Source organism: Nocardia sp. NPDC055002 (assembly GCF_053608825.1).
On sequence record NZ_JBSGWE010000001.1, the window covers coordinates 274136 to 300131 of the forward strand.

The 25996-nt window shown below is 67.4% G+C and carries 24 protein-coding genes; 15 read left to right on the plus strand and 9 right to left on the minus strand.

The genetic code is table 11. From position 1 onward, the window contains the following. The first annotated feature begins 336 nt into the window (after positions 1-336). Complete coding sequence (locus tag ACWF99_RS01325; protein WP_378628865.1) at positions 337-705, plus strand: hypothetical protein; 369 nt, start codon at positions 337-339, stop codon at positions 703-705. Positions 706-857: 152 nt separating this feature from the next. Here ACWF99_RS01325 and ACWF99_RS01330 read toward each other — a convergent pair whose 3' ends face one another. Beyond that, a complete protein-coding gene (locus tag ACWF99_RS01330) occupies positions 858-1610 on the minus strand; it encodes a hypothetical protein (protein WP_378628868.1) in 753 nt (250 codons plus the stop codon). 294 nt (positions 1611-1904) lie between these two features. On the opposite strand from ACWF99_RS01330, the gene ACWF99_RS01335 reads away from it, so the two are divergent. The 3 genes from ACWF99_RS01335 (at position 1905) to ACWF99_RS01345 (ending at position 7485) form a co-directional block, all read left to right on the plus strand. Then, positions 1905-3692, plus strand: a complete 1788-nt coding sequence (locus ACWF99_RS01335) for a peroxidase family protein (RefSeq protein ID WP_378652907.1) — start codon at positions 1905-1907, stop codon at positions 3690-3692. Then, positions 3689-4783: a catalase family protein gene (locus ACWF99_RS01340; RefSeq protein ID WP_452533944.1), complete on the plus strand. Its 1095-nt coding sequence runs from the start codon at positions 3689-3691 to the stop codon at positions 4781-4783. Before ACWF99_RS01335 ends, ACWF99_RS01340 begins: the two co-directional genes overlap by 4 nt. Positions 4784-4902: 119 nt before the next feature. Further along, complete coding sequence (locus tag ACWF99_RS01345; RefSeq protein ID WP_452533945.1) at positions 4903-7485, plus strand: LuxR C-terminal-related transcriptional regulator; 2583 nt, start codon at positions 4903-4905, stop codon at positions 7483-7485. Between the two features lie 24 nt (positions 7486-7509). Here the strand turns inward: ACWF99_RS01345 and ACWF99_RS01350 are convergent, their stop codons facing one another. The 6 genes from ACWF99_RS01350 to ACWF99_RS01375 form a co-directional block, all read right to left on the minus strand. Further along, positions 7510-7824, minus strand: a complete 315-nt coding sequence (locus tag ACWF99_RS01350) for a hypothetical protein (RefSeq protein WP_378628876.1) — start codon at positions 7822-7824, stop codon at positions 7510-7512. Positions 7825-7985: 161 nt separating this feature from the next. Continuing rightward, the gene (locus tag ACWF99_RS01355; protein ID WP_452533947.1) at positions 7986-8780 is read right to left on the minus strand and encodes a SigB/SigF/SigG family RNA polymerase sigma factor; all 795 of its coding nucleotides are present in this window, start codon (positions 8778-8780) and stop codon (positions 7986-7988) included. Positions 8781-8830: 50 nt separating this feature from the next. Beyond that, positions 8831-9031 (minus strand): hypothetical protein, encoded by a 201-nt coding sequence (locus ACWF99_RS01360; RefSeq protein ID WP_378628880.1) that lies wholly within the window; start codon positions 9029-9031, stop codon positions 8831-8833. Between the two features lie 110 nt (positions 9032-9141). Continuing rightward, positions 9142-11610, minus strand: coding sequence for an aminopeptidase N (pepN, locus tag ACWF99_RS01365; protein WP_378628882.1), 2469 nt, complete (start codon positions 11608-11610; stop codon positions 9142-9144). A gap of 52 nt (positions 11611-11662) precedes the next feature. After that, positions 11663-13495: a glutamine--fructose-6-phosphate transaminase (isomerizing) gene (glmS, locus tag ACWF99_RS01370; protein ID WP_378628884.1), complete on the minus strand. Its 1833-nt coding sequence runs from the start codon at positions 13493-13495 to the stop codon at positions 11663-11665. Positions 13496-13510: 15 nt separating this feature from the next. Further along, the gene (locus ACWF99_RS01375; protein ID WP_378652893.1) at positions 13511-13780 is read right to left on the minus strand and encodes a hypothetical protein; all 270 of its coding nucleotides are present in this window, start codon (positions 13778-13780) and stop codon (positions 13511-13513) included. Between the two features lie 242 nt (positions 13781-14022). On the opposite strand from ACWF99_RS01375, the gene ACWF99_RS01380 reads away from it, so the two are divergent. Then, the gene (locus ACWF99_RS01380) at positions 14023-15528 is read left to right on the plus strand and encodes a hypothetical protein (RefSeq protein ID WP_378628888.1); all 1506 of its coding nucleotides are present in this window, start codon (positions 14023-14025) and stop codon (positions 15526-15528) included. 21 nt (positions 15529-15549) lie between these two features. Here the strand turns inward: ACWF99_RS01380 and ACWF99_RS01385 are convergent, their stop codons facing one another. Continuing rightward, a complete protein-coding gene (locus ACWF99_RS01385) occupies positions 15550-16074 on the minus strand; it encodes a TerD family protein (RefSeq protein WP_452533950.1) in 525 nt (174 codons plus the stop codon). 176 nt (positions 16075-16250) lie between these two features. Here ACWF99_RS01385 and ACWF99_RS01390 point away from each other — a divergent pair, with 176 nt between their 5' ends. From ACWF99_RS01390 to ACWF99_RS01435, 10 genes are all read left to right on the plus strand, one after another. After that, positions 16251-17009, plus strand: a complete 759-nt coding sequence (locus tag ACWF99_RS01390; protein ID WP_378652885.1) for a polyamine aminopropyltransferase — start codon at positions 16251-16253, stop codon at positions 17007-17009. 152 nt (positions 17010-17161) lie between these two features. After that, positions 17162-17707, plus strand: coding sequence for a hypothetical protein (locus ACWF99_RS01395; protein ID WP_452533952.1), 546 nt, complete (start codon positions 17162-17164; stop codon positions 17705-17707). A gap of 109 nt (positions 17708-17816) precedes the next feature. Next, a complete protein-coding gene (locus ACWF99_RS01400; protein ID WP_452533954.1) occupies positions 17817-18749 on the plus strand; it encodes a TauD/TfdA dioxygenase family protein in 933 nt (310 codons plus the stop codon). A gap of 133 nt (positions 18750-18882) precedes the next feature. Next, the gene (locus ACWF99_RS01405) at positions 18883-19524 is read left to right on the plus strand and encodes an ABC transporter permease (RefSeq protein ID WP_378628901.1); all 642 of its coding nucleotides are present in this window, start codon (positions 18883-18885) and stop codon (positions 19522-19524) included. Continuing rightward, positions 19524-20804: an ATP-binding cassette domain-containing protein gene (locus ACWF99_RS01410; protein WP_378628904.1), complete on the plus strand. Its 1281-nt coding sequence runs from the start codon at positions 19524-19526 to the stop codon at positions 20802-20804. Before ACWF99_RS01405 ends, ACWF99_RS01410 begins: the two co-directional genes overlap by 1 nt. Continuing rightward, positions 20801-21538, plus strand: a complete 738-nt coding sequence (locus ACWF99_RS01415; protein ID WP_378628907.1) for an ABC transporter permease — start codon at positions 20801-20803, stop codon at positions 21536-21538. Before ACWF99_RS01410 ends, ACWF99_RS01415 begins: the two co-directional genes overlap by 4 nt. Beyond that, complete coding sequence (locus ACWF99_RS01420) at positions 21535-22506, plus strand: glycine betaine ABC transporter substrate-binding protein (RefSeq protein ID WP_452533957.1); 972 nt, start codon at positions 21535-21537, stop codon at positions 22504-22506. The genes ACWF99_RS01415 and ACWF99_RS01420 overlap by 4 nt, the downstream gene beginning before the upstream one ends. A 69-nt stretch (positions 22507-22575) precedes the next feature. Further along, entirely contained in the window at positions 22576-23301 is a 726-nt protein-coding gene (locus ACWF99_RS01425) for a GNAT family N-acetyltransferase (protein ID WP_378628913.1), read from the plus strand. Positions 23302-23372: 71 nt separating this feature from the next. Continuing rightward, on the plus strand, positions 23373-24230 hold the full coding sequence (locus tag ACWF99_RS01430; RefSeq protein WP_452533959.1) for a helix-turn-helix domain-containing protein: 858 nt from the start codon (positions 23373-23375) through the stop codon (positions 24228-24230). A gap of 54 nt (positions 24231-24284) precedes the next feature. Then, entirely contained in the window at positions 24285-25043 is a 759-nt protein-coding gene (locus tag ACWF99_RS01435; protein WP_378628919.1) for a DUF998 domain-containing protein, read from the plus strand. Here the strand turns inward: ACWF99_RS01435 and cydB are convergent. Beyond that, on the minus strand, positions 24971-25993 hold the full coding sequence (cydB, locus tag ACWF99_RS01440) for a cytochrome d ubiquinol oxidase subunit II (protein ID WP_452533961.1): 1023 nt from the start codon (positions 25991-25993) through the stop codon (positions 24971-24973). The two genes, ACWF99_RS01435 and cydB, sit on opposite strands and share 73 nt — an antisense overlap. Positions 25994-25996 lie beyond the last annotated feature (3 nt).

A 25996-nucleotide genomic window follows, 5' to 3' on the forward strand; every position in this document is an offset into this window, starting at 1 on the left:
GGCGCTACGGCGTGAACGGGCGCTGATCGAGAAAATCGGCGCCCGCTTTGATCGTGAACAGATAAGGAATATCCGCTCACTGCCGTTCCTCCATCTAGAGAGATCGATGATCTGATGCCGAGAAATCGGCACCTCTCGATCCTCCTGCGGCCGTGTCGAACTCGATAGCGTGGCGGACTACTCGAATGCGTGACCCGACCGGCGCCGCACCCGCGCGTATTGGGGTAGTGGATTACGCATTCGCACCCACACGCCCGCGCGCGACGATAGCTCCAGACAGTTTTTCCGCCGAGAAAGGGCACCGAAATGTTGGAAACGGATACGGAGGATGCGGTCGTGGCAGCGAGCGCGGATACCGAAGAAGAGGCGTTCGAGTCGGCGAAAACCGGCTACGGCGCCGAAGAAGCCGACGTTCGGGCGATCGACCAGACCAATATCACGTCGATTTTCTGGGCACAGAAGATCTTGCGCACCCATGGAACGGGCGCCTGGGTATTCGGATTCCCGAACGCTGACGTGCGGGCGGACAGTCAGGTCTCGGTCAGTCTGACCGAGATCGACACGAACAACATCCCGTTCCTCGGACCTGCCACCACCCAGGTCCTGAATGTGGTTCCGCACGCCGACGGCACGATGACGGTGCGATATCACGTGGGGTGGAACAGCAATATCAGGGTGCTGTTCAACTTCATCATCGCCAATTGAGCCGCTGTGATGGCAGTGCCACGGATCCGCCGGAGGCCGGCTCCGATCGACAGCGTGGTCGATCCGGGCCATCCGGCACCGTGACAGTCGCAGGGCAGGTCCGCGTCGCCGACGATGTCGATCAGGACCGGTCACCGACCCTCTGCCGAGCGTTATCCGAGCCGGTGCGCCGCCGCCAGTGCGGTGAGCACCTGCTCGGTTTTGGTATCACCCGACGCGATCGTCACGCCGAGCGTGCGCAGGGCGGCTTCGAGTTCGCGCCGGGCGTCGAGCGCGCGCAGGTGCAGATCGACGGGCGAATCCCCCTGTCGTGGTGTGACTTTCAGTGACAGCTCGACCAGATCGAGTCCGGCGCCGGTCCACCGCTCGACATCGGCGCGCAGTGTCCCCACCGGCACCCCCGCCCACCGTGCCGAAGCGACCGGTCCCATCGCGCGCAGGTGGTCGACCGCGACGCCGGGCGGCGTGCAGCTGACCAGGAACTGCCGCTGAGCCGAGTGGAGCGCGTCGGTGACATCGACGCCCCGGGCCACGGCCGCGCGCAGCGAACCGGCAGGCCGGGAGCTGATGGCCGAGGCCGACAGCATCCGCCGATCGGCCGACCAATCGCTTTCGATGCGGTACCGCACACCTGGCTCGGTGAAGGGTGCCGCCCAGCGGCCCGCCAGCTGGGAGCGCACGCACGGTCGCAGTTTGACGGTGAGATCGTCCTCCTCCGCGCCGCTGCGCAACCGGATGACGATGCGGCTCGACAGCAGCGTGGGCGCCCCCGCGGTACCCGGGTGCAGCGGCTCGGCGAACCAGATGTCGCGGTAGACCGCGGCGGTATCGGGACATCGGAGCCGGTGCAGTGCGCCCGCGACATCCCCGTCGAGGTTCACTTTGATCTCGATCGGCGTGATCACCCGGGCCCCCTTTCTGTCGCTGTGACGGGTGCTGCCCGCGGTGCGCGGGCCCCCTGGAAGCCAGATTCGCCCATCGACGGGCCGCGGCGCGCGCGTAGTGCGCTACCCGATCAGGTCGTGCGTCCGGGTCGAGCGACGACCGTCGACGACAGTGGCGCCGGATCGGCGCCACGGTGCCCGCGTGCGCGTGCGCGTGCGTAGTGGACTACTCGTGACAGGCCTGACCAGGTGCCGGAGACTGGATTCGATCGGTCCGGTAGGCGGGGAGCACGCGCCATTCCGTGGAGGTTCTCGATGGTCGACGCACAGCAGCAATCACTGGTCACTCGCGCATTGGTCACCGCCGCGGAGGCGCTCGACCGGCGTGTCGGCTGGTTCCGGTTACCGACCCCGTTGGGGTTGGCCGTGCTGGTCGGCCTGCGCAGCAGACTGCGGGCGCGCAACCTCTTCGACACGGGCCCGCACCCGGCCGGACCGCTGCCCCCGGACGACACCGGCGAACACCGCAACGCGCGCACCGTCGAGGGCACCTACAACAGCCCCGACGACCCGCGCGCGGGTTCGATCGGTTGCCGATTCGGCCGCAATGTTCCACTCGATCGCACCTACCCCGAGGATCCCGCGCGGATCATGGAACCCAACCCGCGCACGATCAGCAGGCAGCTGCTCACGCGCGACCGATTCCAGCCGGCCACCACCCTGAATCTGCTGGCGGCGGCCTGGATCCAGTTCGAGGTGCACGACTGGTTCGTGCACGACCCCGCCGAACAGGACCCCTTCGTCGTCACCCTGGACGACGACGATCAGTGGCCGCACCCCCCGATGACGATCCCACGCACGGTGACAGTGCCCGCCCCCGATGCGGGCGCCGCGCCGACCTACGTCACCGGGGAGACCCACTGGTGGGATGCCTCTCAGATCTACGGCAAGACGGCGGAATTCGCCGCTTCGCTGCGCTCGGGCAAACACGGCCAGCTCGTGATCGACGAACTCGGGCTCCCGCCGCTGGACGCCGAGCGGCTGGTGGCACTCGACCCCTCGGCGGCCAACGCCTGGGTGGGCCTGGCCCTGCTGCACTCGCTGTTCCTGCGCGAACACAACGCGATCTGTGCCCGCCTGACCCGGCGCTACCCCGACATGAACGACCAGCAGCTCTACGACACCGCCCGGCTGGTCAACTCCGCGTTGATCGCGAAGATCCACACCGTCGACTGGACACCGGCCGTGATCGCCCATCCCACCACCGTCGCGGCCATGCGCGCGAACTGGTTCGGCGTGCTGGGAGAGCGGGTTTCGCGGCGCTTCGGCCACTTCATCGGCAACGAAGTGCTGTGCGGCATACCGGGTTCCGCGCGTGACGACAGCGGAGTGCCGTACTCGCTCACCGAGGAGTTCGTCTCGGTCTACCGCATGCATCCGCTGATCCCCGACGCGCTCGTCGTCCGCAGTCTCGCCGACGACACCGTGCTGGCCGAGCACCCGCTGCCCGAACTCGGCGTCACCCACATCCGCGAACGGCTCGCCGAGACGGCGATGGACACGCTGCTCTACTCCTTCGGCCGAGCCAATCCCGGCGCGTTGACGCTGCACAACTACCCCGTCCACCTCCAACAGCTCGAGCGTCCGGGTCAACCGCTGCTCGATCTCGCGACCGTCGACATCCTGCGGGTCCGCGAGCGAGGTGTGCCGCGCTACAACGAGTTCCGGCGGCACCTGCGCCTCCCGCCGGTCACCTCGTTCGACGAACTCACCGATGATCCGCGGTGGGCGCGCGAACTCGAACAGGTCTACGGCGACGTGGACGATGTCGACCTGATGATCGGCCTCTACGCCGAGCCCAAGCCGCCCGGTTTCGGCTTCAGCGACACCGCCTTTCGCGTGTTCGTGCTGATGGCGTCGCGGCGCCTGTCGGCGGACCGGTTCTTCACCACCGACTTCCGGCCCGAGGTCTACACCGAGGCGGGCTTGGCCTGGGTGCGTGACAACACGATGCGCAGCGTGCTGCTGCGCCATTTCCCGACCCTCGCGCCCGCGCTGGAGGGCGTCGCGAATCCGTTCGCCCCGTGGAGGAGCCCGCGATGAGCTATGTGAGCTACCGCGAGGACCTGGAACGACCGAGGCCCGACGAAGAACAGATCATCGACAAGATCATCGCGGTCCTGCGCGACAACAATGAACGCGCCTACCGCAAGTACAAGCGAGGTTTGCGCGACGCCCATGCCAAGAGTCACGGCATCCTGCGCGGCGAACTGACGGTGCCCGCGGGCCTGCCGCCCGAACTGGCCCAGGGCATGTTCGCCACCCCGGGCACCTATCCGGTGATCGCGCGGTTGTCGAGCACCTCCGGGGTGATCCGCAGCGATCAGCTCCGCGGCGTCCGCGGACTCGGGATCAAGGTGCTCGGAGTACACGGGCCGCGTGCGCTGCCCGACGACGAGGCGAGCACGCAGGACTTCATCATGGTCACCCACCGCGAGTTCCTCTTCGCCGACGCGCACGCCTACCTCACCAAGGGGATGCCGACCGCGTGGGTGCTGGCCCGGCTGCCCGATGCCGCCCTGCGCGCGGGCAGCGACCTCGTCGCCGCGCTGAACACGCACGTGCTGCGCCGGATCGGGCGCAGCGTGCCACCGAATCTCGGTGTCTTCGTCGCGCCCAACACCCACATCCTCGGTGAGACCTTCTACTCCTCGGCGCCACTGCGCTACGGCGACTATGTGGCCAAGCTGCTCTACGTGCCGGTGTCGCCGGAAGTCGTTGCGCTGCAAGGGCAACCGGTCGACCCCGACGCGGGAGTCAACGCGCATCAGGACCTGATCGTCGACTTCTTCGCCGCGCACAGCGCCACCTACGAACTGCGCGCGCAACTGTGCACCGATACCGCCACCATGCCGATCGAGGACGCGACTGTGCCATGGCCCGAAGGCGACTCACCGCACCGCACTGTGGCGACCATCCGCTTCGACGTGCAGGATCCGTACACCCCGCAGCGGCGTGCCTACGGTGACGACGTGCTCTCGTTCAACTCCTGGCGTGGTCTGGACGCGCACCGACCGCTCGGCTCGATCAACCGGCTCAAGAAGCGCGTGTACGAGGCCTCGAGCAACTACCGCCACGACGTCAACAACGCGCCGCGGCTCGAGCCCCGTGACGCCACCGAGCTCCCGCCGTGACCATCGCGGCACCCATCCATCCGCCGCGCGCGCCCGCCGCGCCGGTCCGCCCGCGCGTCGGCCGTGTCGCCGGGCCGATGCGTTGTGACGGGGCCGGACGGGAACTACACTTTCCATGTATGGGCGGACTCTGGCAGCTGCTCGATCGTCCCGCCGAATATGACGCCGTCCGTAAGGCTTTGACGAACCGCGACACCGGTGGCGTGATCCTCGTCGGTGCCGCGGGCGTCGGCAAGACCACCCTGGCCCGGATGGTCACCGCTGTGCTGTCCGAGCCGGTGCGCTGGGTGGCCTGTACCGCGTCGTCACAAGCCATTCCACTCGGTGCGTTCGCGCCCTGGATAGCCGCGTCGGTCTCGCGCGATCCGCTCGCGCTGCTGCATTCGGCCCGGGAGAACGTGCTCGCCCAGCCCGATACGGTGATCGGCGTCGACGACGCGCACCTGCTCGACATTCTCTCCGCCACGCTGGTGCACCAGATCGCCGTCGACCGCGGGGCCCGCATCATCGCCACCGTGCGCACCGGGGAACCGCTGCCCGACGCGGTCACCTCACTGTGGAAGGACGGATACCTCGAGCGAATCGAGTTGGCGCCGTTCACCAAAACCCAGTGCACCGAACTCGTCGAGACCGTGCTCGGCGGGACGCTGGAGGGGCTGAGCGCCGATGTGATGTGGGAGTCCTCTGGCGGCAACCCGCTGTTCCTGCGCAACATGGTCGAGGGTGGCGTCGAGGCGAGCACTCTGACCGACGTCAACGGCGTCTGGCAGTTACGCGGGCCCACCGCGGTGCCCTCGGGTCTGGTCGAATTGCTCGGCGAGCGATTGAGCAGGGTGGGAGCGCCTGTGCTCGACGTGCTGGAGACGCTGGCTGTGCACGAGCCGCTTGACGTCGACATCCTCAGCGAGCTCGTCGGCGCCGACGCCGTGGACGCCGCCGAGGTCACCGGCCTGATCCGGGTCACGAGCCACAACGGGGTCGTCGATGTCCGGTTCAGTCATCCCCTGCTCGGTGAGGTGGTGCGCTGCCGTCTCGGCACCGCCGCCGCGCGCACCCGGCGCGGACGCCTCGTCGAGACGCTGCAGGACCGTGACCTGAGCACACCGGCCCACCGTATCCGCTTGGCGCGCCTGTGCGTGGACAGCGATCGGCCGATCGACATCGTCTTGCTGATCGACGCGGCCAAGGACGCGGTGTCGCTGGCCAATCTGCCGCTGGGCGAACGGCTCGCCCGCGCCGCGTGCGAGCGTGGCGGTGGGCTGCGCGCGGCCGAACTGCTCTCCCGCGCGCTGCTCTGGCAGGGCAGGCCCCAGCATGCCGACGAGATCCTGGCCCGGTTCGATCCCGACCGCCTCGATCCGCTGCAACTGGTGCAGTGGGGTGTGGTGCGCGCCAGCTTGCGGTTCTGGTCGCTGGGCGATGTCGATCACGCCCGCGACCTGGTCGAAATGCTGCGCACCCGCGTCGAGTATCCCGCTCTTCGCCTGACGGTCGATGCCGCCGCGGCGGCGATGGCGGTCCACGAAAACCACCTCGACGAGGGAATCGAGGCTGCCGAGCGGGTGATCGCCGATCCGAACTCACCCCGCCAGGCCGTCGATTTCGCCGCGTTCGCCCTGGGTCTGGCGATGCCGGTGGCCGGTCGCGGCGCCGACTTCGCGCCGATCGCGGCCTGCGGCCGGGCGCAGCAGAAGTCCACCGACGGGATCATCCGGGTGATGGTCCGCTACGGCGACGTTCTCGCCCTGACCACCATCGGCGACCTCGACCTCGCCGAGCAGCGCGCGATCGAATACCGCGAGTTCTCCTCGGCAGGGCAGTTCGTCGGCTGGGCGATCGCGCGCATCGCCGACGGTGTCGTCGCCACCTATCGTGGGCGGTTCCGCGAAGCGATCACCGCCTTCGAACAGGCGCTGGCGGCGCTCAACGCCGAGAATTCGCTGCCGTGGAAGCTGCCGGCGCGGCTGCTGCTGGCCCGGGCCTACGCGGCGCTGGGCGAGGTCGAACAGGCCGAGCGGGTGCTCGGCGACGCCGAGGAGCACAGCGGGCCACACATGGCCCTGCACGAACCGCAGCGCATCATCGCGCGCGCTTGGCTGGCCGCTGCCCAACACAGCGCGCACGCGGCGGTCGACCTGGCCCGCAAGGCCGCCGACCTGGCGCACAGTGCCGGTCAGTACGCCATGGAAGCCGAAGCGCTGCACCATGCCGCCCGGTTCGGCGATCGCACCCTCGCCACCCGGCTCACGACCGTCGCCGGTCGTGTCCAGGGCCCGGTGGCGGCGATCTACGCCCGCCACGCCGCTGCCCTCGGCGCTGCCGACCCCCGCGCGCTCGCCGCGGTCAGCCGCGAGTTCGAGTCTGCGGGGCTCCTGCTGTCGGCAGCCGATGCCGAAGCGCAGACGGTGCCGATCTACGACCATGCCGGACAGCGCAGGCCCAGCGCCCAGGCGGCCGCCCGCACGACGGCCCTGGCCGCGCGCTGCGACGGCGCGGGCACTCCCGCTATCACCGCGGCGGCGCGCCCTCTGCCGATCACCGAACGCGAACGCGAGATCGCCGCCCTCATCGGCCGTGGCCTGTCCAACCGCGCGATCGCCGAACGGCTCTGTGTCTCGGTCCGCACGGTCGAAGGCCACATCTACCGGGCCTGTATCAAGCTCGACGCCACCGACCGCGACCAGCTCGCCGAACTCATCTGAGGCGGCATCCGGTCGCGCGTGCGCTCAGCGGCTCGGCTCCGGCAACTGGCATTCGGAGACCTTCGGGTTCATACCGAGGTAGTTGAGCGGGCCCGCGAGCACCGTGAGGCCGATCGTGCCCAGATCGCCGCAATTGGCCGGGGTATTGGTGAAGTAGTCCCGCTGCATCGCCGCCGCCAGCCCGGCCCCGAACCAGACCAGCATCAGCACCGACAGCAAGAATTTCGCGGTTTGATGGGCCGGACTGGCCCGGATCTCCCGCACTTCGCGAATCTCTCGGTCCCGTCGATTCCGTCGACCGCGCATCGTCATCGCACCCTTCCCGCCGGCGAGCACCACACTGACACACCATGTGAACAGCGCCGACCCGGTGGACGCCGCCACGACACGCGCGAGATTCTGCTTTATCAACTGTGCAGCCCGGTAGCCGCAGAGTCAATGGACGGTATCGGTCGAAGCCTGCACCGCCTCGTCTGGGCACGGTGCAGGCGGGCCGAAGATCAGGCGACGGCTACCGGTTGGTCGTCGGCGGCCTTGGCACGCAGATCACCCAGCAGCCTGGTGAGCTTGCGGGAGACACTCATCTGCGACACCCCGAGGCGTTCGGCGATTTCGCCTTGGGAGAGCGTGTCGTAGAACCGCCAGATCAGCAATTGCCGGTCCTGCGGCGACAGTTGCGCCAGCAGCGGCGCGACGGTGATCGTGTCTTCGGTGAGACGGTAGCTCGGATCTACGTCGCCGAACGTCTCGGCGACGGTCATGCCGGGATCGCCGTCGTTGTCGCGGGCGGGAGTGTCGAGGCTGCGGGTCTGGAAAGCGTTGGCCGCCACGAGGGTGCGGGCGATGTCGGTGACCGGCACGTCGAGCTCGGCGGCGAGTTCGTGGGCGGTGGGGGAGCGCTGGAGCCGACGGCTCATCTCCTCGCTCGCTTCCCTGACCTTGCCCTGGAGTTCCTTCTCGCGACGGGGAACGTGCAGTGGCCAGATGTGATCGCGGAAATGCCTGCGCACCTCACCCATGATGGTCGGCACGGCGAAGCCGAGGAACGGTGAACCGGTGGTCACGTCGTAGCGGTCGACCGCCATGACCATGCCGAGCCGCGCGGTCTGGAGCAGGTCGTCGAAGATCTCGCCACGGCCGGCGTACTTGCGAGCGATGTGCTCGGCGAGCGGTAGACAGACCTCGATGATCCGGTCGCGCAGGGCGTCGTGTTCGGGGCTGCGCGGATCGGTCAGCGCCCAGCGCGCGAAGAGGGGTTCGGCGTGTTCGTAGGTGCGGTCGGTGGTCTTGGACATGCGGATCAGCTCCTGGCCTTCGAATGCGCTCCGGATCTGCGGAGATGAACCTAAAGTGCGTGCAGGTCCAGCATTCGGAACGTCATCATCATTCCCGCGCCGAGGCCGACGGCGCCGAAGATCGCGGCGGGCAGCGATCCGGTGAGTGCGGCCAGGCCGAAGAGGAAGAACACGCAGGTGGCCAACATGATGGTGGTGCTGGTCAGATCCATGCTCGGCGTACTCGTTGTCCGATTACGTGAGTTGGTCATAGATCAAGGGTTCACCAACGCGTCGGTTATTAAACCGTTATTGGTCGACTGGGGTTGACAGAACGACTTTTTCGGATTTAGATGTTTAACCCGACGTGAAATGGGAAATATCAGTTCACGTCGCGCACGCGCAGATCCCGGGCGAGGTGGTCACGCTGTTCGACGACCAACCGACGCAACGAACTCGGTGCGTCGGCATTCGTGGCCAGCCACCGGTCGACCCCGTCGAGGGAGTCGGCGGCGGGAAAGAGCCCGACCACGATGCGCCGGGCGATCTCGATGCTCCGCTGATCCCATACCGTGCGCAGTGCCGCGAAGTAGTCGACGTCGTAGCGCGCGATCAGGTCGCGGTGGCGGCCGGCGCGGAACCCGTCGATGGTGGCGTCGAGGTGGTCGTTGGTCAGGGTGGTGTCGCTCAGCGCTGAATTCCATGCCGCGGCTTTGACGTCTGCGCGAGGGCGGGCCGCGAGTGCGCGCAGGTGAGCGGTTCGCCCCGATGCGGTGTCGTCGCGTTCCCCCTCGGCGTCCAGGTCGGCGACCGTCGCCGCATCGGTGGCGGCCAGCGCCGTCCACAGCGCCCAGCGCAGATCGGGATCCAGGGCCAGGCCGTCCGGTGCCCGGTCGAGCAGGATCGCCCGGATGTCGGTGGCACGGCGCCCGTCGACGGTGGCGGCGGCCGCCACCGCACGCGCCCACGCCAGCTGCGCGCCGGAGCCCGGTGCCGACGAATGCAGTGTGGCCCAGCAGGATTCGAGCCACTCACCGCGCCACCGATCCCGCGCCGGATCGGGCAGATAATGCCCGATGGTGAAGGACGCGTTCGCCAGGACGGCGGTGAGCAACGCCATGTTCGTTTCGGCGGGCGCGAAATCACGAGCCATCGACAGGTAGCGTTCGGCGTGGAGTTCGCCGTCGCGGGTGGCGTTCCACAGCGCCGACCAGATCAGTCCGCGCGCCAGCGGGTCGGTGACCCGATTCAGTGAACTCTCCACGGTGGCGAGCGAATCCACGTCGAGACGAACCTTCGCGTAGGTGAGATCACCGTCGTTGAGCAGACGCAGTGCAGCGGGTGCGAGAGTCACCGGTGTGCGAGCGTCGACGAGGTCGAGTTCCACGCGCTCGCGAATCACCAAGTCACCCTCGGCATCGAAGTCGTAGAGCCCGACAGCGAGCCGGTGCGGGCGCGGATCGGTTTGCACGATCGCACCGCTGTCGAAGGTCAGGGTGGACACCCCGGTCGTTTGCAACCAAGCCCGCGCCCAGCCCGCCAGATCGCGGCCGGAATCCGCCGACAATTCGGCCAGCAGGTCGTCGAGAGTCGTGTTGCCGAATGCGTGCGTGCGGAAGTACCGGCGTACACCCGAGAAGAACTCCTCCCGGCCGACATAGGCGACCAGCTGTTTGAGCACGCTCGCGCCCTTGGCATAGGTGATGCCGTCGAAATTGAGTTTGGCGGCCTCGAGGTCGGTGATATCGGCGACGATCGGGTGCGTGGTCGGCAGTTGATCCTGCAGATACGCCCAGGCCTTGCGGCGGTTCGCGAACGCCACCCAGGCGTCGGTCCACTCGGTGGCCTCCGAGCTCGCGAGCGCGCCCATGTAGTCGGCGAAGGATTCCTTGAGCCACAGGTCGTCCCACCACACCATCGTGACCAGATCGCCGAACCACATGTGGGCCATCTCGTGCAGGATCGTGTTGGCCCTGCCCTCGTACTGCGCGGCGGTGGCCGCGCCACGGAACACGTAGGCCTCGGTGAACGTGACCAGCCCGGGGTTCTCCATCGCACCCAGGTTGTATTCGGGGACGAACACCTGGTCGTACTTGCCCCACGGGTACGGGTAGTCGAAGTTCTCGGCGAAGAAGTCCAGACCCTGCTTCGTCACCTCGAAGATCGTGTCGGCGTCGAGGTACCGGGCCAGCGAAGCGCGGCAATAGATCCCGAGCGGGATCGTGAGTTGACCTCGCGTCCACGACGATTCGACGCGATGGTACGGGCCGGCCGCGACGGCGGTGATATACGTCGAGATCGGCAAGGTGGGGGAGAACTCGACGTTCTGGAGCACGCCGTTGTCCTGGATGGCCGCGAACGGTCGATTCGAGATCACCTGCCACCCGGCCGGTGCGGTCACCGCGAATGTGAACGGCGCCTTCATATCCGGCTGTTCGAAGCAGGCGAAGACCCGCCGCGCGTCCGCCGGCTCGTACTGGGTGTACAGGTAGGTCTGGTTGTCGACCGGATCGAGGAACCGATGCAAGCCCTCGCCCGAACGGCTGTAGGCACCGGTGGCCCGAACCAGGACCACGTTCGTTTCGGACAATCCCCCGACCACGAGCCGGGCACCGTCGTACTCGACCGCGACCGCCACGCCGTTGACGGTCACCGATTCCACGGACAGACCGATGAAGTCGAGCCACGTCTGCTCGGCGGTGGCATCGAACTCGACGGTGGTCGTCGTCGCGAAACCGTCCCGGGACTGATCCGGGGCCGCCGACAGATCGAGTTCGACGCGATAGGCGCGGACGGTGATCGCCGCCGATCGCGCGGCGGTCTCGGAGCGGGTCAGGTTCGCGGTAGTCACGCCACGATCCTGCCAGCCGCCCCGCCGCCGTGCCTCGCGCTCGACGCGACCGCTACTCCACGGTGACGCTTTTCGCCAGGTTGCGCGGCTTGTCGACGTCGCGGCCGAGCGCGATGGCCGTGTGATAGGCGAGCAGCTGCAGCGGAATCGTGAGCAGCATCGGGTCCAATTCCGGTGCGACGCGCGGGACCCGGATCACTTCGTCGGCAGCGTTCGGCGGCAGGTCCGCGTTCGTGACGGCGATCACGGGTCCGCCGCGTGCCTTGATCTGTTCGATGGTGCTGAGGTTCTTGGCCAGCAGTTCGTCGTCGGGGACGATCACCACGCTGGGCATCTCCTGGTCGATCAGCGCGAGCGGGCCGTGTTTGAGCTCGGAGGCCTGGTAGGCCTCGGCGTGTACGTAGGAGACCTCCTTCAGCTTCTGCGCGCCTTCGCGGGCGACCGGCCACGCCCGCACCCGGCCGATGAAGAACATGCTGCGGGCCTTGGCGTAGCGGTGCGCGATCTCGGCGATCGCGTCTTCGTCGGTGAGGACCTGGTCGATGGCGGCGGGCAGGGCGCGCAGGCCGTCGACGATGCGATGGCCGTCGGCGGCCGACAGGTCGCGAACCCGGCCGAGCAGCAGGGCCAGCATCGTGAACGACACGGTCATATTGGTCAATGCCTTGGTCGAGGCAACCGAGATCTCCGGGCCCGCGTGCAGGAACACTCCTGCCCCGCACTGGCGAGCGATCGCGCTGCCCACCGCGTTGACGGCGCCGATCACACGACCGCCCTTGCGCTGTAGCTCCTGCACCGCGGCGAGGGTGTCGAGGGTTTCGCCGGATTGACTGATCGCGACATAGAGCGCGTCGGGATCGACGACCGGATTGCGGTAGCGGAACTCCGAGGCCGGTTCCGCGGTGGCCGGAATACGGGCGAGTTCCTCGATCAGCTGGGCACCGAGCTGGCCCGCGTAGTAGGCCGAACCGCAACCGAGGAAGACGACCTTGCTGATACTGCGCAGTTCGCGAGCGTCCATGTTCAACCCGCCGAGGTGGGCGGTGGCGAAGCGGTCGTCGAGGCGCCCACGCAGCGCTCGGCGGACGGCCTCACCCTGTTCGGCGATCTCCTTGCGCATGAAGTCGGGGAATCCGCCGAGTGCGTAGTCCTCAGCCACCATGTCGATGGTGGTCGGGGTCTTGTCGGTCTGTTCGGACTCGACTCCCAGTGTGCTGGTGCGGAATTCGCTGTCGCGGACGGTCGCGAGCTCGCCGTCGTCGAGGAACACCACCCGCTGGGTGTGGTGGACGAGGGCAGCGACATCGGAGGCCACGAACATCTCGCCGTCGCCGACGCCGAGCACGATGGGGCTGCCGTTACGAGCGACCACCAGCTCGGTCGGGCGGCGCGCGTCGAGCACCAGCAGACCGTAGGTGCCTCGGATCCGGTGCAGCGCGACGCGAACGGCGTCTTCGAGGGACTCGGCTTCCTCGAGCTCACGTGCCACCAGGTGGGCGATCACTTCGGTGTCGGTGTCGGAGACGAGATCGATGCCGAGCGCGGTCAGCTCGGCCCGCAGCTGCTCGGCGTTCTCGACGATGCCGTTGTGCACCACGGCGATACGGCCGCCGGCGTCGGTGTGCGGGTGGGCGTTGGCATCACTGGGCTCGCCGTGGGTGGCCCAGCGGGTGTGCGCGATGCCGACGGTGCCGCGCAGGGCAGTGGTGTCGGCCTTGTCGCGCAGGTCCTGCACCCTGCCACGGGTCTTGCACACGCGCGCCTTGCCGCGATGCGGCAGTGCCAATCCGGCCGAATCGTAGCCGCGATATTCGAGCCGGTGCAGACCCTCCAGCAGCACGGGAACGGCTTGCCGGTGACCGATGTATCCGACGATTCCACACATGGCGTGATGAACCCCTTACCCGTAGACGATGCGACGAAGTTGCCGTTCGGTGAATGACGGTGCCGCGACCGGGCGCTCGCCGAGTTCGACCTCGAGGCGTCGCCAGATCTCGGCATTGCGCATCTCCCGAGCTTGCAGCTCGGCGTGCCTGCGCCGGACGAACTGCTCGGCCGTCTCGTCGAAGTAGCCGACGATGTCGGCGACGACCCGGGCGGCCACGCGTTCGGGTAGGCCGGTGGACGCCACTACGTAGCGGACCAACTCGGTGGGTACCCCGTCATTCACTCGCACGATCATGCCTGCCCCGACCGGGTTCGCCAACATCCCTGCCCGAATTCGGGCAGATTGTGTCGCGACAGTGCCTCGGTGGGACGCGTCATGGGTGTAGTTGGTCCGGCCGCTGCGCGCGGAGTTCATGCCGTTATCGCCTTGTGAGGTGTGAGCCGCGACTTGCGAACAATTTGCTGGAAGGGTGTCGAGTACACGGAATACTGCGCATCCGAGTGGAGGTTGTGGTGAGGCGACGAATGGGCGACGCATTCAGTGACCGGCTCTATTTCGCGGGCCCCGCGTCGGCATCGGATGAAGCAGGGGGCAGGCCCGAATATGTCGTCGACGCGGCAATCGTGACGATCGCGGAAGAGATCGTGCGGACGGGTTTCGATACCGAGGATATCGTGCACCAGCGGCTGCGCAGGTTCTGTGCGCATGCGAAAGCCGAAGGGGCGATGGTGAATTGCCTCCTCGGTGCCGCAACAGCGGTGGAAGACGGTGGGGTGGTGCCCTTTGTCGGCCGGGTCGTCGGCAGGCTCGGGCACGCGGAGTTGTTGTTCGATCTCGCCCTGGGTGAATCGGGTTTCGATCCGTTCGACGGCAACCCCGTGGTGAATTCGGTCGGGCCGGGCGCGATGACGGAGCTGGATTTCGAATTCGTCATCGCTCAGGTGAGTGAGCTGGTCGATAGCTTGCTGCTACCCAATTACCTGGCGCTGCTCGAATGGCGTGACCTCACCGGGGAGGCGCCGCGATCGCGTCAGCCGGAGCAGTCGGCCGCGTTGCTCTACGAACTGAACGAACGGCTCGCGCCGGTCCTCGGTGACATGCCCCTGGCCTGGCTGTTGCTGCACTACGCGGAGTTCGGCGTCGCACCGCTGGCGGACTCGATCCATCGCGCGCTGCTGCGCACCAACGCCGCCGACGCCGTGTCCGCCGCGCGTACCGCCGCGGCGGCACTCACCGCGATGTCGTTCGTGTCCTCCTCGGCCCGGCTGGGTGATCTTCCGGTGGTGTCACGCCGTCCACGGCATCAGCCGACGCTGGTCACCGCCAACCATGTCATGGCGGACCTGGTCTGCGCGCTGTCGCGATGCGACACCGCGAACGGCTGGCAGGCCGACGCGAAACTGCTGCGGGCCGCCGACGCGCAGACGGTCGGCTGGCTGCTGGTCGAGGACCGCCGCCATCGACGCGAAACCCGCAGCAGCCGAGGCGATCTCATGGCCTCGGCGATCGGGCTCGAGATCATGCTCGGCGTCGATCACACGTCCGGGTCGTCCCCGACGACGGCGCAGGCGCCGGCGGCGACCGCGATCACCGCCGACCTGCTTCGCGTCCTGCGACTGCCCTGGGACCAGATCCCGGAGTCGGCCCGCTACAGCCCGCGTCATCTGGACGGTGCCCTGCGTTTGGCCTGTTGCGCGATGGAGGCCATGGCCCCGGGCGTCGAGTCCATCTCCGATATCCTGCGCCGCGCGGCCGATCGGGCGATCCCCGCGCTGAGCGCCCGCCCGGAACCGCCGATCTATCTGCAGGGCGCACTGGCCCTGCTCGAGTCCTGGCATCGTGGCGGCGCGCCCGGGGCTCGCTCCTTGCTCGAGGTGACCGAACCGATCGCCCCCGTGGTTTTCACCACGCTGTTGCTGCTGGGCGCGGCACTACTCGAAATGCTGGCCGAGGAGTTCGACGCGGACGTGACGCACGTACTCGACGCACTCGAGACGCGTCTGCGAGCCCGCGACCGTCTGGCGGAGTGACGACGGGGTGGGTCGTCGCTCTCAGTGAAGGTAGGCGGTGAGTTGGGGGACGGCGTCGACCACGTGCTGGGCGATGATCGGTTGGCCGATCATTGTGAAGGCCCACTCCTGGTGGGGGCGGTGCAGTTTGCCGACGACGATGCCGGTGTGGGCGCCGACGCTGTCGAGATCGATGCGGATCAAGTCGATACCGGTGACGTTGTCGACGATGCGACAGAAGCCGTTGGCGATCTGGTCGAATCGCTGGCCGGTGTAGCAGGTCACCAGGAACACGATGGTGGTGACGGCGGGATCGATGCAGGCCAGGTCGACCACGATCACCTCGTTGTCGCCGTCCCCGTCGCCGGTGACGCTGTCCCCGAGATGGCGCAGCGCGCCGTCGCGCGAGGTGAGCTGCTCGTGGAACGCGACATCGACAAAATTCTCGCCGGCGAACGACAATGCCGCGGCGTTGAGATCGATGTCCTTGCGGCGGGGGTGCATTCCGTTGGCGTGGGCCGGGTCCCAGCCCAGGCCCATGCTGAGGTGGGTGATTGCGAGCGTCATGCGTACTCCTGGCCGATAGAACCCGCCCGACCGAGCACGAGCAGGGTTGCCGACCAGACTTCCCGACTCGTCGACCCATAAACATGGCGTAAAGATCACGCCCAGCACAAATCTGGCGACGTTCTGTGCGCGTCGTCCGGCCGGGTTGTGGCCGCCACGGGACTACCGTGACGGCGATGAGCGCACGCTTCGAAGAACTCGGCTGGCGGCAGACCCCGATCGGCGAGATCAGTCTGCGTCGCCGCTTCGATCCGACGGTGCGGGCCGATGTCTACGAGGTGAAGCTCGGTGACGAGTACCTGATGTCGAGCTTGTTCACCGTCGCCGAACGTGAGCTGTCGCGGCTGGGATTGGGGCGTACGCCCGGCGACCGGCTGGAGGTGCTCGTCGGTGGACTCGGCTTGGGATACACCGCGCGAGAAGCATTGCTGGACCCTCGAATTCACGCGCTCACGGTGATCGAGTATTCCGACGCCGTCATCGATTGGCATCGACGTGAGCTGCTGCCCGACACCGCCGGGCTGGCTGCCGACCCTCGGGTCGAGCTCGTCTGCGCGGACTTCTTCGCCGCGGCGGCGGGGCCGGTGGGATTCGATCCGGCACGCCCGGGACGTGTGTACGACGCGCTGCTGCTCGATATCGACCATTCACCGCGCCATGTCCTGCACGGGTCGAATGCCGAGTTCTACACCCGCGAGGGCCTGCGCGCGGTCGCGCGACACCTGGTCGACGGCGGCACCTTCGCGATGTGGTCCGACGACGCGCCAGATGACGAGTTCTGCGAAATTCTGGAATCGGCCTTCGTCGAGGTGGAGGCTCGGCCGATCCAGTTCGACAACCCGCTGACCCGCGGGCGTTCCGGCGCGACGATCTACCTCGCCACCAGGTCCCACCGCGCTCGGAGCACAGACCGCGACCAGGCATTATGTGACTAGGAACAACAATGCGGCGAAGTGATTGCCGTCGGCGTCGCTGAGGTTGATCGTAAGTGTCTGGGAGTAGTTGTCCCACACACCGAACCTCCGGCGATCGCGTCATGACGGGCCGGTTCGGGATCGAGCTTTTCGGATTCGACATCGGAGTCAGGATGAACAGCTTGCTCGAAAACCATCGCGGATGGGTAGCCGACATCTTCACGGATGGGTTGTACGGACGCAGTGACGCCCCGAGCCCCCACGCGACGGTCGCCAACGACGCCCGGCCGCTGGCCCCCGAAGACAGCCACCCGCGCCGACCGGAGGAGGTGATCGGGTGGCGCGCACTGTGCTCCTGCGACGGGTGGCACGGACGAACCTGGCTACGCACCGAGCTGTCCGCCGACCACGCCCCCTCCGCGCGGGTGCTGCATTGCTCCACCGGACGGCTCGACGCCGACCTCGCCCGCCTGGTCCTGGCCGAATGGGACTATCACCAGCTCGAGATGCAGGCGCTGATTCCGGTGCGGCTGGCGTTCGAGGACACGGCGTCGGCACAGCGGCGGCTCGTCGAAGCTGTCCGCTTCGTGCGCGCGTCGGGGGCGTCCTGGGAAGCGGTCGCCCGGGTGATCAGCGCGCCGTCGGCGGAAGCGGCCGAATCGCGATTCAATACTTGGACATCCCAGCGGCACAGCGCGGCGCAATTGCGCATACCGTAATACCGGCCGATTCGGCCATTCCGCTCAGCCTGAATTCAATGATGGTCGCGGCGCGTTCCTGGTGGTTTCGTGTGACGAGATCGTCCAGGTTCGACTGAGAGGCCTCCGCATGTCCGTCCATGACGCAGCTGTACCAGGGAGCGCGGTGCGGGTGGTCAAGCTCGGCGCCCACATCGGCGCTCAGGTCGACGGGGTTCGGCTCGGTGGTGACCTGGACGCGCGATCGGTGGCCACCATCCGCGCCGCGCTCAACGAGCACAAGGTGATCTTCTTCCGGGGCCAGCACCATCTGACCGAGGACGGGCAGTACGAGTTCGCGCAGTTGCTCGGCAACCCGACCACCCCGCACCCGACGGTCACCTCCGCCGGTGCGAAGAGCCTGGCGATCGACTCGCACCAGACGCGGTCCAACATCTGGCACACCGATGTCACCTTCGTCGATCGTGTCCCGCGGGCCTCCATTCTGCGTGCGGTCGCCCTGCCCAGCTACGGCGGTTCGACCACCTGGGCTTCGACCGTGGCCGCCTACAACTCGCTGCCGGAGCCACTCAAGCGACTCGCCGAGAGCCTGCGCGCGCGGCATTCGAACCGCTACGACTACGCCGCCGAGATCCAGGATCGACCCGCCGACACCGACCGCGACTACCGTCGCGAGTTCGAGTCCACCTATTTCGAGACCGAGCACCCCGTGGTGGAGGTGCACCCCGAGACCGGTGAGCGCGCCCTGCTGCTCGGCTGCTTCGTCAAGGAGCTGGTCGGGGTGTCGAGCAGCGAGTCGCGGGCACTGTTCCGGCTGTTCCAGGACCGGATCACCCGCCTCGAGCACACCACCCGCTGGAACTGGTCGCTGGGCGACGTCGCGATCTGGGACAACCGGGCCACCCAGCACTACGCCATCGACGACTACGACGGCAGCGAGCACCGCAGGCTCACCCGCATCACACTGGGCGGGCCGGTCCCCGTCGGGATCGACGGCACCGCGAGCACGGTGATCGCCGGCGACGCCGAGCCGTACACCGCTCCGCTCGAGCGTGCGGCATAACCATCATCGACCGCCACCACCTCGCGCGCGTCCCCGGGCGAACACCCGGTATCGACTATTCTTCGACGGCACATTCGACCGTTGATCACGCGCGAACAGGTACCCACAGGCCCAGTCCGACGATGGGAATGCCGTGAATTTGTGGAGCTATGTCCAGGACCGAGGCGAGGTGCTGACCTTCCTCACCTATCAGCATGCGTCGCTGGCCTTTCAGACCGTGCTGGTCGGCACCGTCGTCGCGATCCTCATCGCCGTGGCGGTGTATCGGTTGCCGCTGGCGTCGGCGTTGACCCTCACCTCGAGCCGGGTCGCGTTGACGATCCCCTCGCTGGCGCTGCTGGCATTGCTGCTGGTCCCGTTCGGCCTCGGTGTGGTGCCGTCGTTCATCATGCTGGCGTTCTTCGCGGCCCTGCCGGTGATCGGTAACGCGATCGTCGGGCTGCGATCGGTGCCGGCCACGGTCGTGGAATCCGCGCGCGGCATCGGACTTTCGCGGTGGCGGATCCTGCTCACCGTCGAGCTGCCGATCGCCTGGCCGGTGATCCTCACCGGGATCAGGGTCTCGACCCAGATGATCGTCGGTGTCGCCGCGATCGTGGCCTACGTCCTCGGGCCCGGTCTCGGCTCGTTGATCTTCAACGGTCTGTCGCGCCTCGGCGGCGCCAACGCGCTCGAAATGGCGCTCACCGGAACCATTCTCATCGTTGCCATCGCGTTGGTCTTCGACGCGCTCCTCGTCCTGCTCGGACGCCTCACGATTGCCAAGGGACTGTGATGACCGATGTGACCAGCCAGCCCGCGCCGACCGCGCCCCAGCGCAACGTGACCGGCGATGCCATCACCTTGGACGGGGTCGTCAAGCGGTACAAGGGCCAGGACACCCCCGCGGTCGAACGCCTGGACCTCGAGATCGACGCCGGCAATATCGTCGCCTTCGTCGGACCGTCGGGTTGCGGTAAGACCACCACGCTCAAGATGATCAACCGGCTGATCGAGCCGACCGAGGGCCGGATATTCATCGGCGGACGTGACGTGACCCGCGAAGATCCCGACAAGCTGCGGCAGTCGATCGGCTACGTCATCCAGTCCGGTGGGCTGTTCCCGCACTGGTCGGTCGCCAAGAACATCGGCGCGATCCCGCGGGTGCTCGGCTGGGACAAGAAGCGAATCGCCGAGCGCACCGAATACCTCCTGGATCTGGTCGGTCTCGACCCCGCGACTTTCGCCGACCGTCTCCCCAAGGACATGTCCGGCGGCCAGCAGCAGCGTGTCGGCGTCGCCCGCGCGCTCGCGGCGGACCCGCCGGTGCTGCTGATGGACGAACCGTTCGGCGCGGTCGACCCGATCACCCGGGTTCGCCTGCAGGACAGTCTGATCGCGATCCAGCACGAACTCGGCAAGACCATCGTGATCGTCACCCACGACTTCGAGGAAGCCACCAAACTCGGTGACAAGGTGCTCATCCTGTCCGAGGGCGGACACGTCGAGCAGTACGCGACACCGGAGGAGATCCTTACCGACCCGGCGACGCCGTTCGTCGAGGAGTTCGTCGGATCGGGCGCGAAACTGGCCTATCTCACGGTGTCTCGGGTCCGCGACGTGGAGGTCGACCCGGTGACCACCGCCAGGATCGGCGAATCCTCGCAGGTCGTGATCGGGCGGGCGAAAGCCGCGGGACACACCTGGGTGGTGGTCGTGGACGACGCGGGGCGGCCGCGGTCGTGGCCCTCGCTGACGGAAGTGGCGAGCAAGCCGGAGGTTTCGGACTACCTCGATCGCCGACTGCCCGTGGTCGCGCAGTCCTCGACCCTCAACGACGCGCTCGACGCCATGCTCGCCGCCAGTCAGGGCGCCACCCTGGTCACCGACGGTCGCGGCGCTGTCGTCGGCTCGCTGAACATCGGCTCGGTGACCGACGTGATCCAGACCAAGCTCGCCGAGGGGCACGCCGCTGTCGAGGACCCGTCCTACGAAACCTACGTCGACGGTTCCGATCCCACGCCCACCCCTGTCGTCGCCGCCGACGACGAACCCGGATCGGCCGGACCAGCATGAACCGACTGCGCCGGGTCCCGATCGATGTGTGGTTCGAACCGCTCATCATCGTGGTGATCGGCATCGGATACGTGCTCTGGTATCGGTCGTCGACGTTCACCGCGACCGAACAGGCCTCGCTCGGCTGGGCGAACCTGCAGACCACGATCCTCGAGCACATCCGGCTCACGGTGGTCGCCACGCTGATCGTCGTGGTGGTCGCGATTCCCCTCGGCATCGCCTTGACCAGGCCTGCGTTGCAGCGGCTCGAGCCGGTCGCCGTCAACATCGCCAATATCGGTCAGGCGGCGCCCGCCGTCGGACTGCTCGTGCTGTTCACCTTCTGGCTCGGCACCGGATTCCGCACGGCGGTCGTCGGTCTCGTCGTCTACGCGATCCTGCCGATCCTGCAGAACACGATCGTCGGGCTGCGGCAGGTGGATCACCGCACCATCGAGGCCGCCCGCGGTATCGGCTTCTCGGCCGGGCGGACGCTGGTTCAGGTCGAGTTGCCGCTGGCCGTGCCGGTGATCCTCAACGGCGTGCGCACCGCGCTGGTCATCCTGGTCGGCACCGCGACGCTGAGTACCTTCATCGGTGCGACCAGCCTGGGCACGCTGATCACGACCGGTGTCACCCTGTTCCTGCCCAAGCTGCTCATCTCCGGTGCCGTGCTCGTCGGGTTGCTGGCGTTGACCATCGATTGGCTCGGCCGACTCGTCGAACTGGCCGCGACCCCACGAGGTGTCTCATGAGGCGAGTCCCGTTGATCTCCGCACTGGTCGCGACGCTGTCGTTGCTCGTCGGGTGTGGGCTGGTGAGCTCGTCGGGCACCTTCCACGACGCCAGTCTGCCCGGCGGCGAACGGCCCCTCGACGGCGCGAAACTGGTCGTCACCTCGAAGAGCTTCACCGAGGGCGTGCTGCTGGGCAAGATCACCGCGACCTACCTGGCCGCGGCCGGTGCCTCGGTCACCGATCTGACCGGCGCGCCGGGATCGGCGTCGTCGCGGCAGGCGCAGCTCAACGGCGACGCCGACGTGCTGTGGGAATACACCGGCACCGGCTGGGTCAACTACCACAACGAGACCGAGACGATCGTGGACCCGCAGGAGCTGTGGCAGCGCGTCCACGACGTCGAAAAGCGTGACTACAACCTGGAATGGCTGCCCCCGTCGAACTTCAACGACACCTACGCGTTCGGTGCGTCGACACCGACCGCGCAGCGACTCGGCGTGAAGTCGCTCTCGGACGTGGCCGCGCTGCCGGTCGCCGAACGAACCTTCTGTGTCGATGACGAATTCTTCAGTCGCTCGGATGGTTTCATTCCGATGCTGCAGAAATACGGCATCCCCTACAACGATCCCAACGGTGTGCCCGCGGGCAATGTCACCCGCATGGACGCCGGCGTCGTCTACACCGCGACCGCCAAAGACTCGCCCTGCCACTTCGGCATGGTCTACACCACCGACGGCCGGGTCAAGAACCTGAACCTGCTCGTCCTGGACGACGACAAGAAGTTCTTCCTGCCCTACAGCGGGACCGCGGTCGTCCGGGGCCCCGTCCTCGACGCCAACCCCGAACTGCGCGAACTCCTCGGCACGATCTCCGAACTGCTCACCGACGACCTGATGCGAGAACTCAACGGCCGCGTGGACATCGACGGAGAAGACCCCTCTGACGTCGCTTACGACTGGCTGAAAAGCGCGAACCTGATCGCTTAGCGGAGTAGCGGGCTGTCGCGGGCGATCCGGCGCCGGGGAAGGTGATCGGCGCCGGTCTATGATCCGGCTGTGCCTCAGGATGGTCTAGCCGACGTGAAACGCTTCGATCCGGTGCCGGACCCGCGGCCGACCGATGAGGTGTGGCCGGAGCTGAAGTGGCCGGTTTCCCCGTCTGCCGAACTCGCCGGTGGGACAGTGCGGTTGAACCCGGTCGATCCGGCAGCCGATGCTGCCGAGTTGTTCGCGGTGCTCGATCACGATGTCGTGTGGGCCCACATTCCGTTTCGTCCGCGTGATCGACAGGAACTCGAAGCGTTCCTGCGGTCGTGGCACGCGACGCCGGAGAACTATCTGTGGATCGTCCGAACGCGCCAGGCCGTCGCGGGCTACCCGGTCGGTGCGATCGTCGGGATGACCTCCTATCTCGAAACCCGAGCGCGGGACGCCCGGTTGGAGATCGGCGCCACCCTCTTCGCCCCGGGCGTGTGGGCGAGCGGGGTGAACCCGGAGGCCAAGCTGCTGCTCCTCGGCTATGCGTTCGACACGTTGGGTGCCGGTCGCGTCGAGCTCAAAACCGATGTTCGCAATCACCGTTCGCAACAGGCCATCGCGCGCCTCGGCGCCCGCTACGAAGGCACACTGCGCCGCTACACCCGGCGTGCCGACGGCACCATTCGCGACTCCGTGCTGTTCTCGATCACGGTGGAAGACTGGCCGGACGTCAGAGCGCGTCTTGCCGGCCGCCTTCGCGACCTCGGGCGTCCCGTGAACTCGTCCGCGGCACCCCTGCGCTGAAACGCGGTCGGCTACCGCTGCGCTGATACGCGTAGCGCCACGAGGGGTTCGCGTGTGCGTAGCCTGGATCAGTGGGAGTTGCGGAGGTCGGGTGCGAGCCCGCTCTGGGCTGGGATTTTGCGGGTCCGTCCGCTGCCGCGGCATCGGGTGCCGCGATGATCGGATACCGCGATGTGGGTGGCGCCGGGTTGGACTTGCGGGTTGCCGCGACGACGGCGGTCGCTGTGGTGATCGAGTTCGGGGGGCGGGAACTGCTTGTCGACGACGCGGATGGACGGCAGGCGCTGGGGGGTTTCGTCGTCGGACTTCCCTTGGCTGCCGCGCGCATTCGTAGCGGACAAGCCGAGTGCGTAGAGATTCGCTTGTCGCCGATCCGGGCGTATTCGCTGTTGGGTATCGCCGCCACCGATCTGGGCCGGGGCGTTGTCCCGCTGGAGGAGCTGTGGGGACCCGGGGTTCGGCGACTGCGGGAGCAACTCGCGGAGGCGGGGACCTGGGAGGACCGGTTCGCACTGACGGCATCGTTTCTGGCACAGCGTGACAGGCCGATGCTCACGCCGGACCCGGAGGTGATCGCTGCCTGGCATCGCCTCCTCGCCTCCGGTGGCCGGGTGAAGGTCGGCGAGCTCGCCGATTCGCTGGGGTGGAGCCGTAAACGGCTGTGGGCGAGGTTCGAATCCCAGATCGGTCTGACACCCAAGCGCGCGGCGATGCTGGTCCGATTCCGGTGCGCGGCCACCGCTTTGCTGGCGGGCAGGCCGGCCGCCGACGTCGCCGCGGTCTGCGGGTACACCGATCAGGCTCATCTGTGCCGGGATGTGGCGATCTTCGCCGATCGCACCCCGGGGACGCTGCACGCGGACAATCTTCCTGTCATCGCCCGGGATCGGTACCGGGCGTGGGGAACATTCTTCCAATCCCCGGGGTGAGCGATCGGTCGATAGTGGTGTTCCCTCACCCCGATCGACGAGAGGACACCTGCCGTGACCGATACGCTCGGCCCTGCCGATCCCCACACCTCAGCACGACGTACCGGCGAGCAGTCCGTGGCAACGAGACCGCTGCTGGCCTGCGGTGTCATCGCTCCGCTCATCAACATTGTCGTCATGCTCGTCCTCGGGGCCGTTCGCCCTGACTACAACGCTTGGGTGGTCCCCGACAGCAACCTCGAACTGGGGCCCGGTGGGTGGATGCAGATCACGAACTACATCGTCACCGGAACACTCCTGCTCGCCTTTGCGATCGGGACGAGGCGGCTTCTGCGTACCGGACGCGGTTCCACCTGGGGTCCGGTCCTGCTCGGCATCTACGGCTTCACCTTCTTCGCCATCGGGCCCATCCTTCCCGACCCGTCGCTGGGGTACCCCGCGGGAGCGTCGGAAGCGTTGACCGTGCACGGCGCTGTGCACACTCTTCTCGGTCTCGTTCAGTTCACGTCGCTGACCGTGGCTTGCTTCGTGCTGGCACGGCACGATCAGTTGCCCGGAAGTCGCGGCTGGTCCCGGTATTCGGTGGCCACCGGCCTGCTGGTCGCCACCACCTACGTCGCCTTCGCCTGCACTGCGAAATTGGTCGACGGGGGACCGGCAGGGCTCATCGAACGGGTGGGGATCATTGCCGGCGGCCTGTGGGTTGTCCTGCTGGCGATCCGCCTACTCGGCAGGAAAGCCTATTTCGAGAGCGGCAGCCCGGTCGGTTCGGGAATCTGTTCGACGGTGAGTCGTTTGCGGAAGACCCAGTAGGTCCATCCCTGGTAGATCAGGACCACCGGGGTGCACAGGACCGCTGCCCAGCTCATCACCTGGAGGGTGTAGTGGCTGGAGGAGGCGTTGTGGATGTTCAAATCGAACGCGGGGTCGATCGTCGAGGGCATCACGTTCGGGTAGAGCGAGCCGACCAGCAGGATGGTGGCCGCGGCGATCGTGACGGTGGTGCCGAGGAACGCCCAGCCGTCACGGGCCGCGCCGGTGGCCCCACCGGCGACGACCAGGCCGAACACGGCCGCGCCGAGCGCGGCCCAGGTCCAGCCGGAGCCGTAGGCGAGCTGAGTCCACAGCCCGAACCCGCCGACGATCACCACCGTGGGCACGAACAGGATCCGCACGCAGACGCGGGCATCGTCGCGGACTTCACCACCGGTCTTGAGCGCGAGGAAGATCGCGCCGTGCAGGGCGAACAGGATGGTCGTGGTCGCCGCGCCGAGCAGCGCGTAGGGGCTGAGCAGATCCCACACCGAGCCGACGACCTGTCGCTTCTCGTTCAGCGGTACCCCGCGCACGAGGTTGGCGAACACCCAGCCCCACGCCAGTGCCGGAATCCACGAGCCGATGCCGATGCCGATGTCGCACCAGGCCCGCCACTTCGGCGAGTTGATCTTCGCTCGCCACTCGATCGCGCAGATTCGCAGGATCAACGCGACCAGCAACAACAGCAGGGCCAGATAGAACCCGGAGAACAAGCTCGCGTACCACTCGGGAAACGCCGCGAACATCGCACCGCCCGCGGTGATCAGCCAGACTTCGTTGCCGTCCCACACCGGGCCGATGGTGTTGAGCACGACGCGCCTGCGCACATCGGAACCCTTACCGAGGATCGGCATCAGCATGCCGACTCCGAAGTCGAAGCCCTCGAGGATGAAGTAGCCGGTGAACAGCACGGCGACCAGCACGAACCAGAATTGCTGCAGACTCATCGT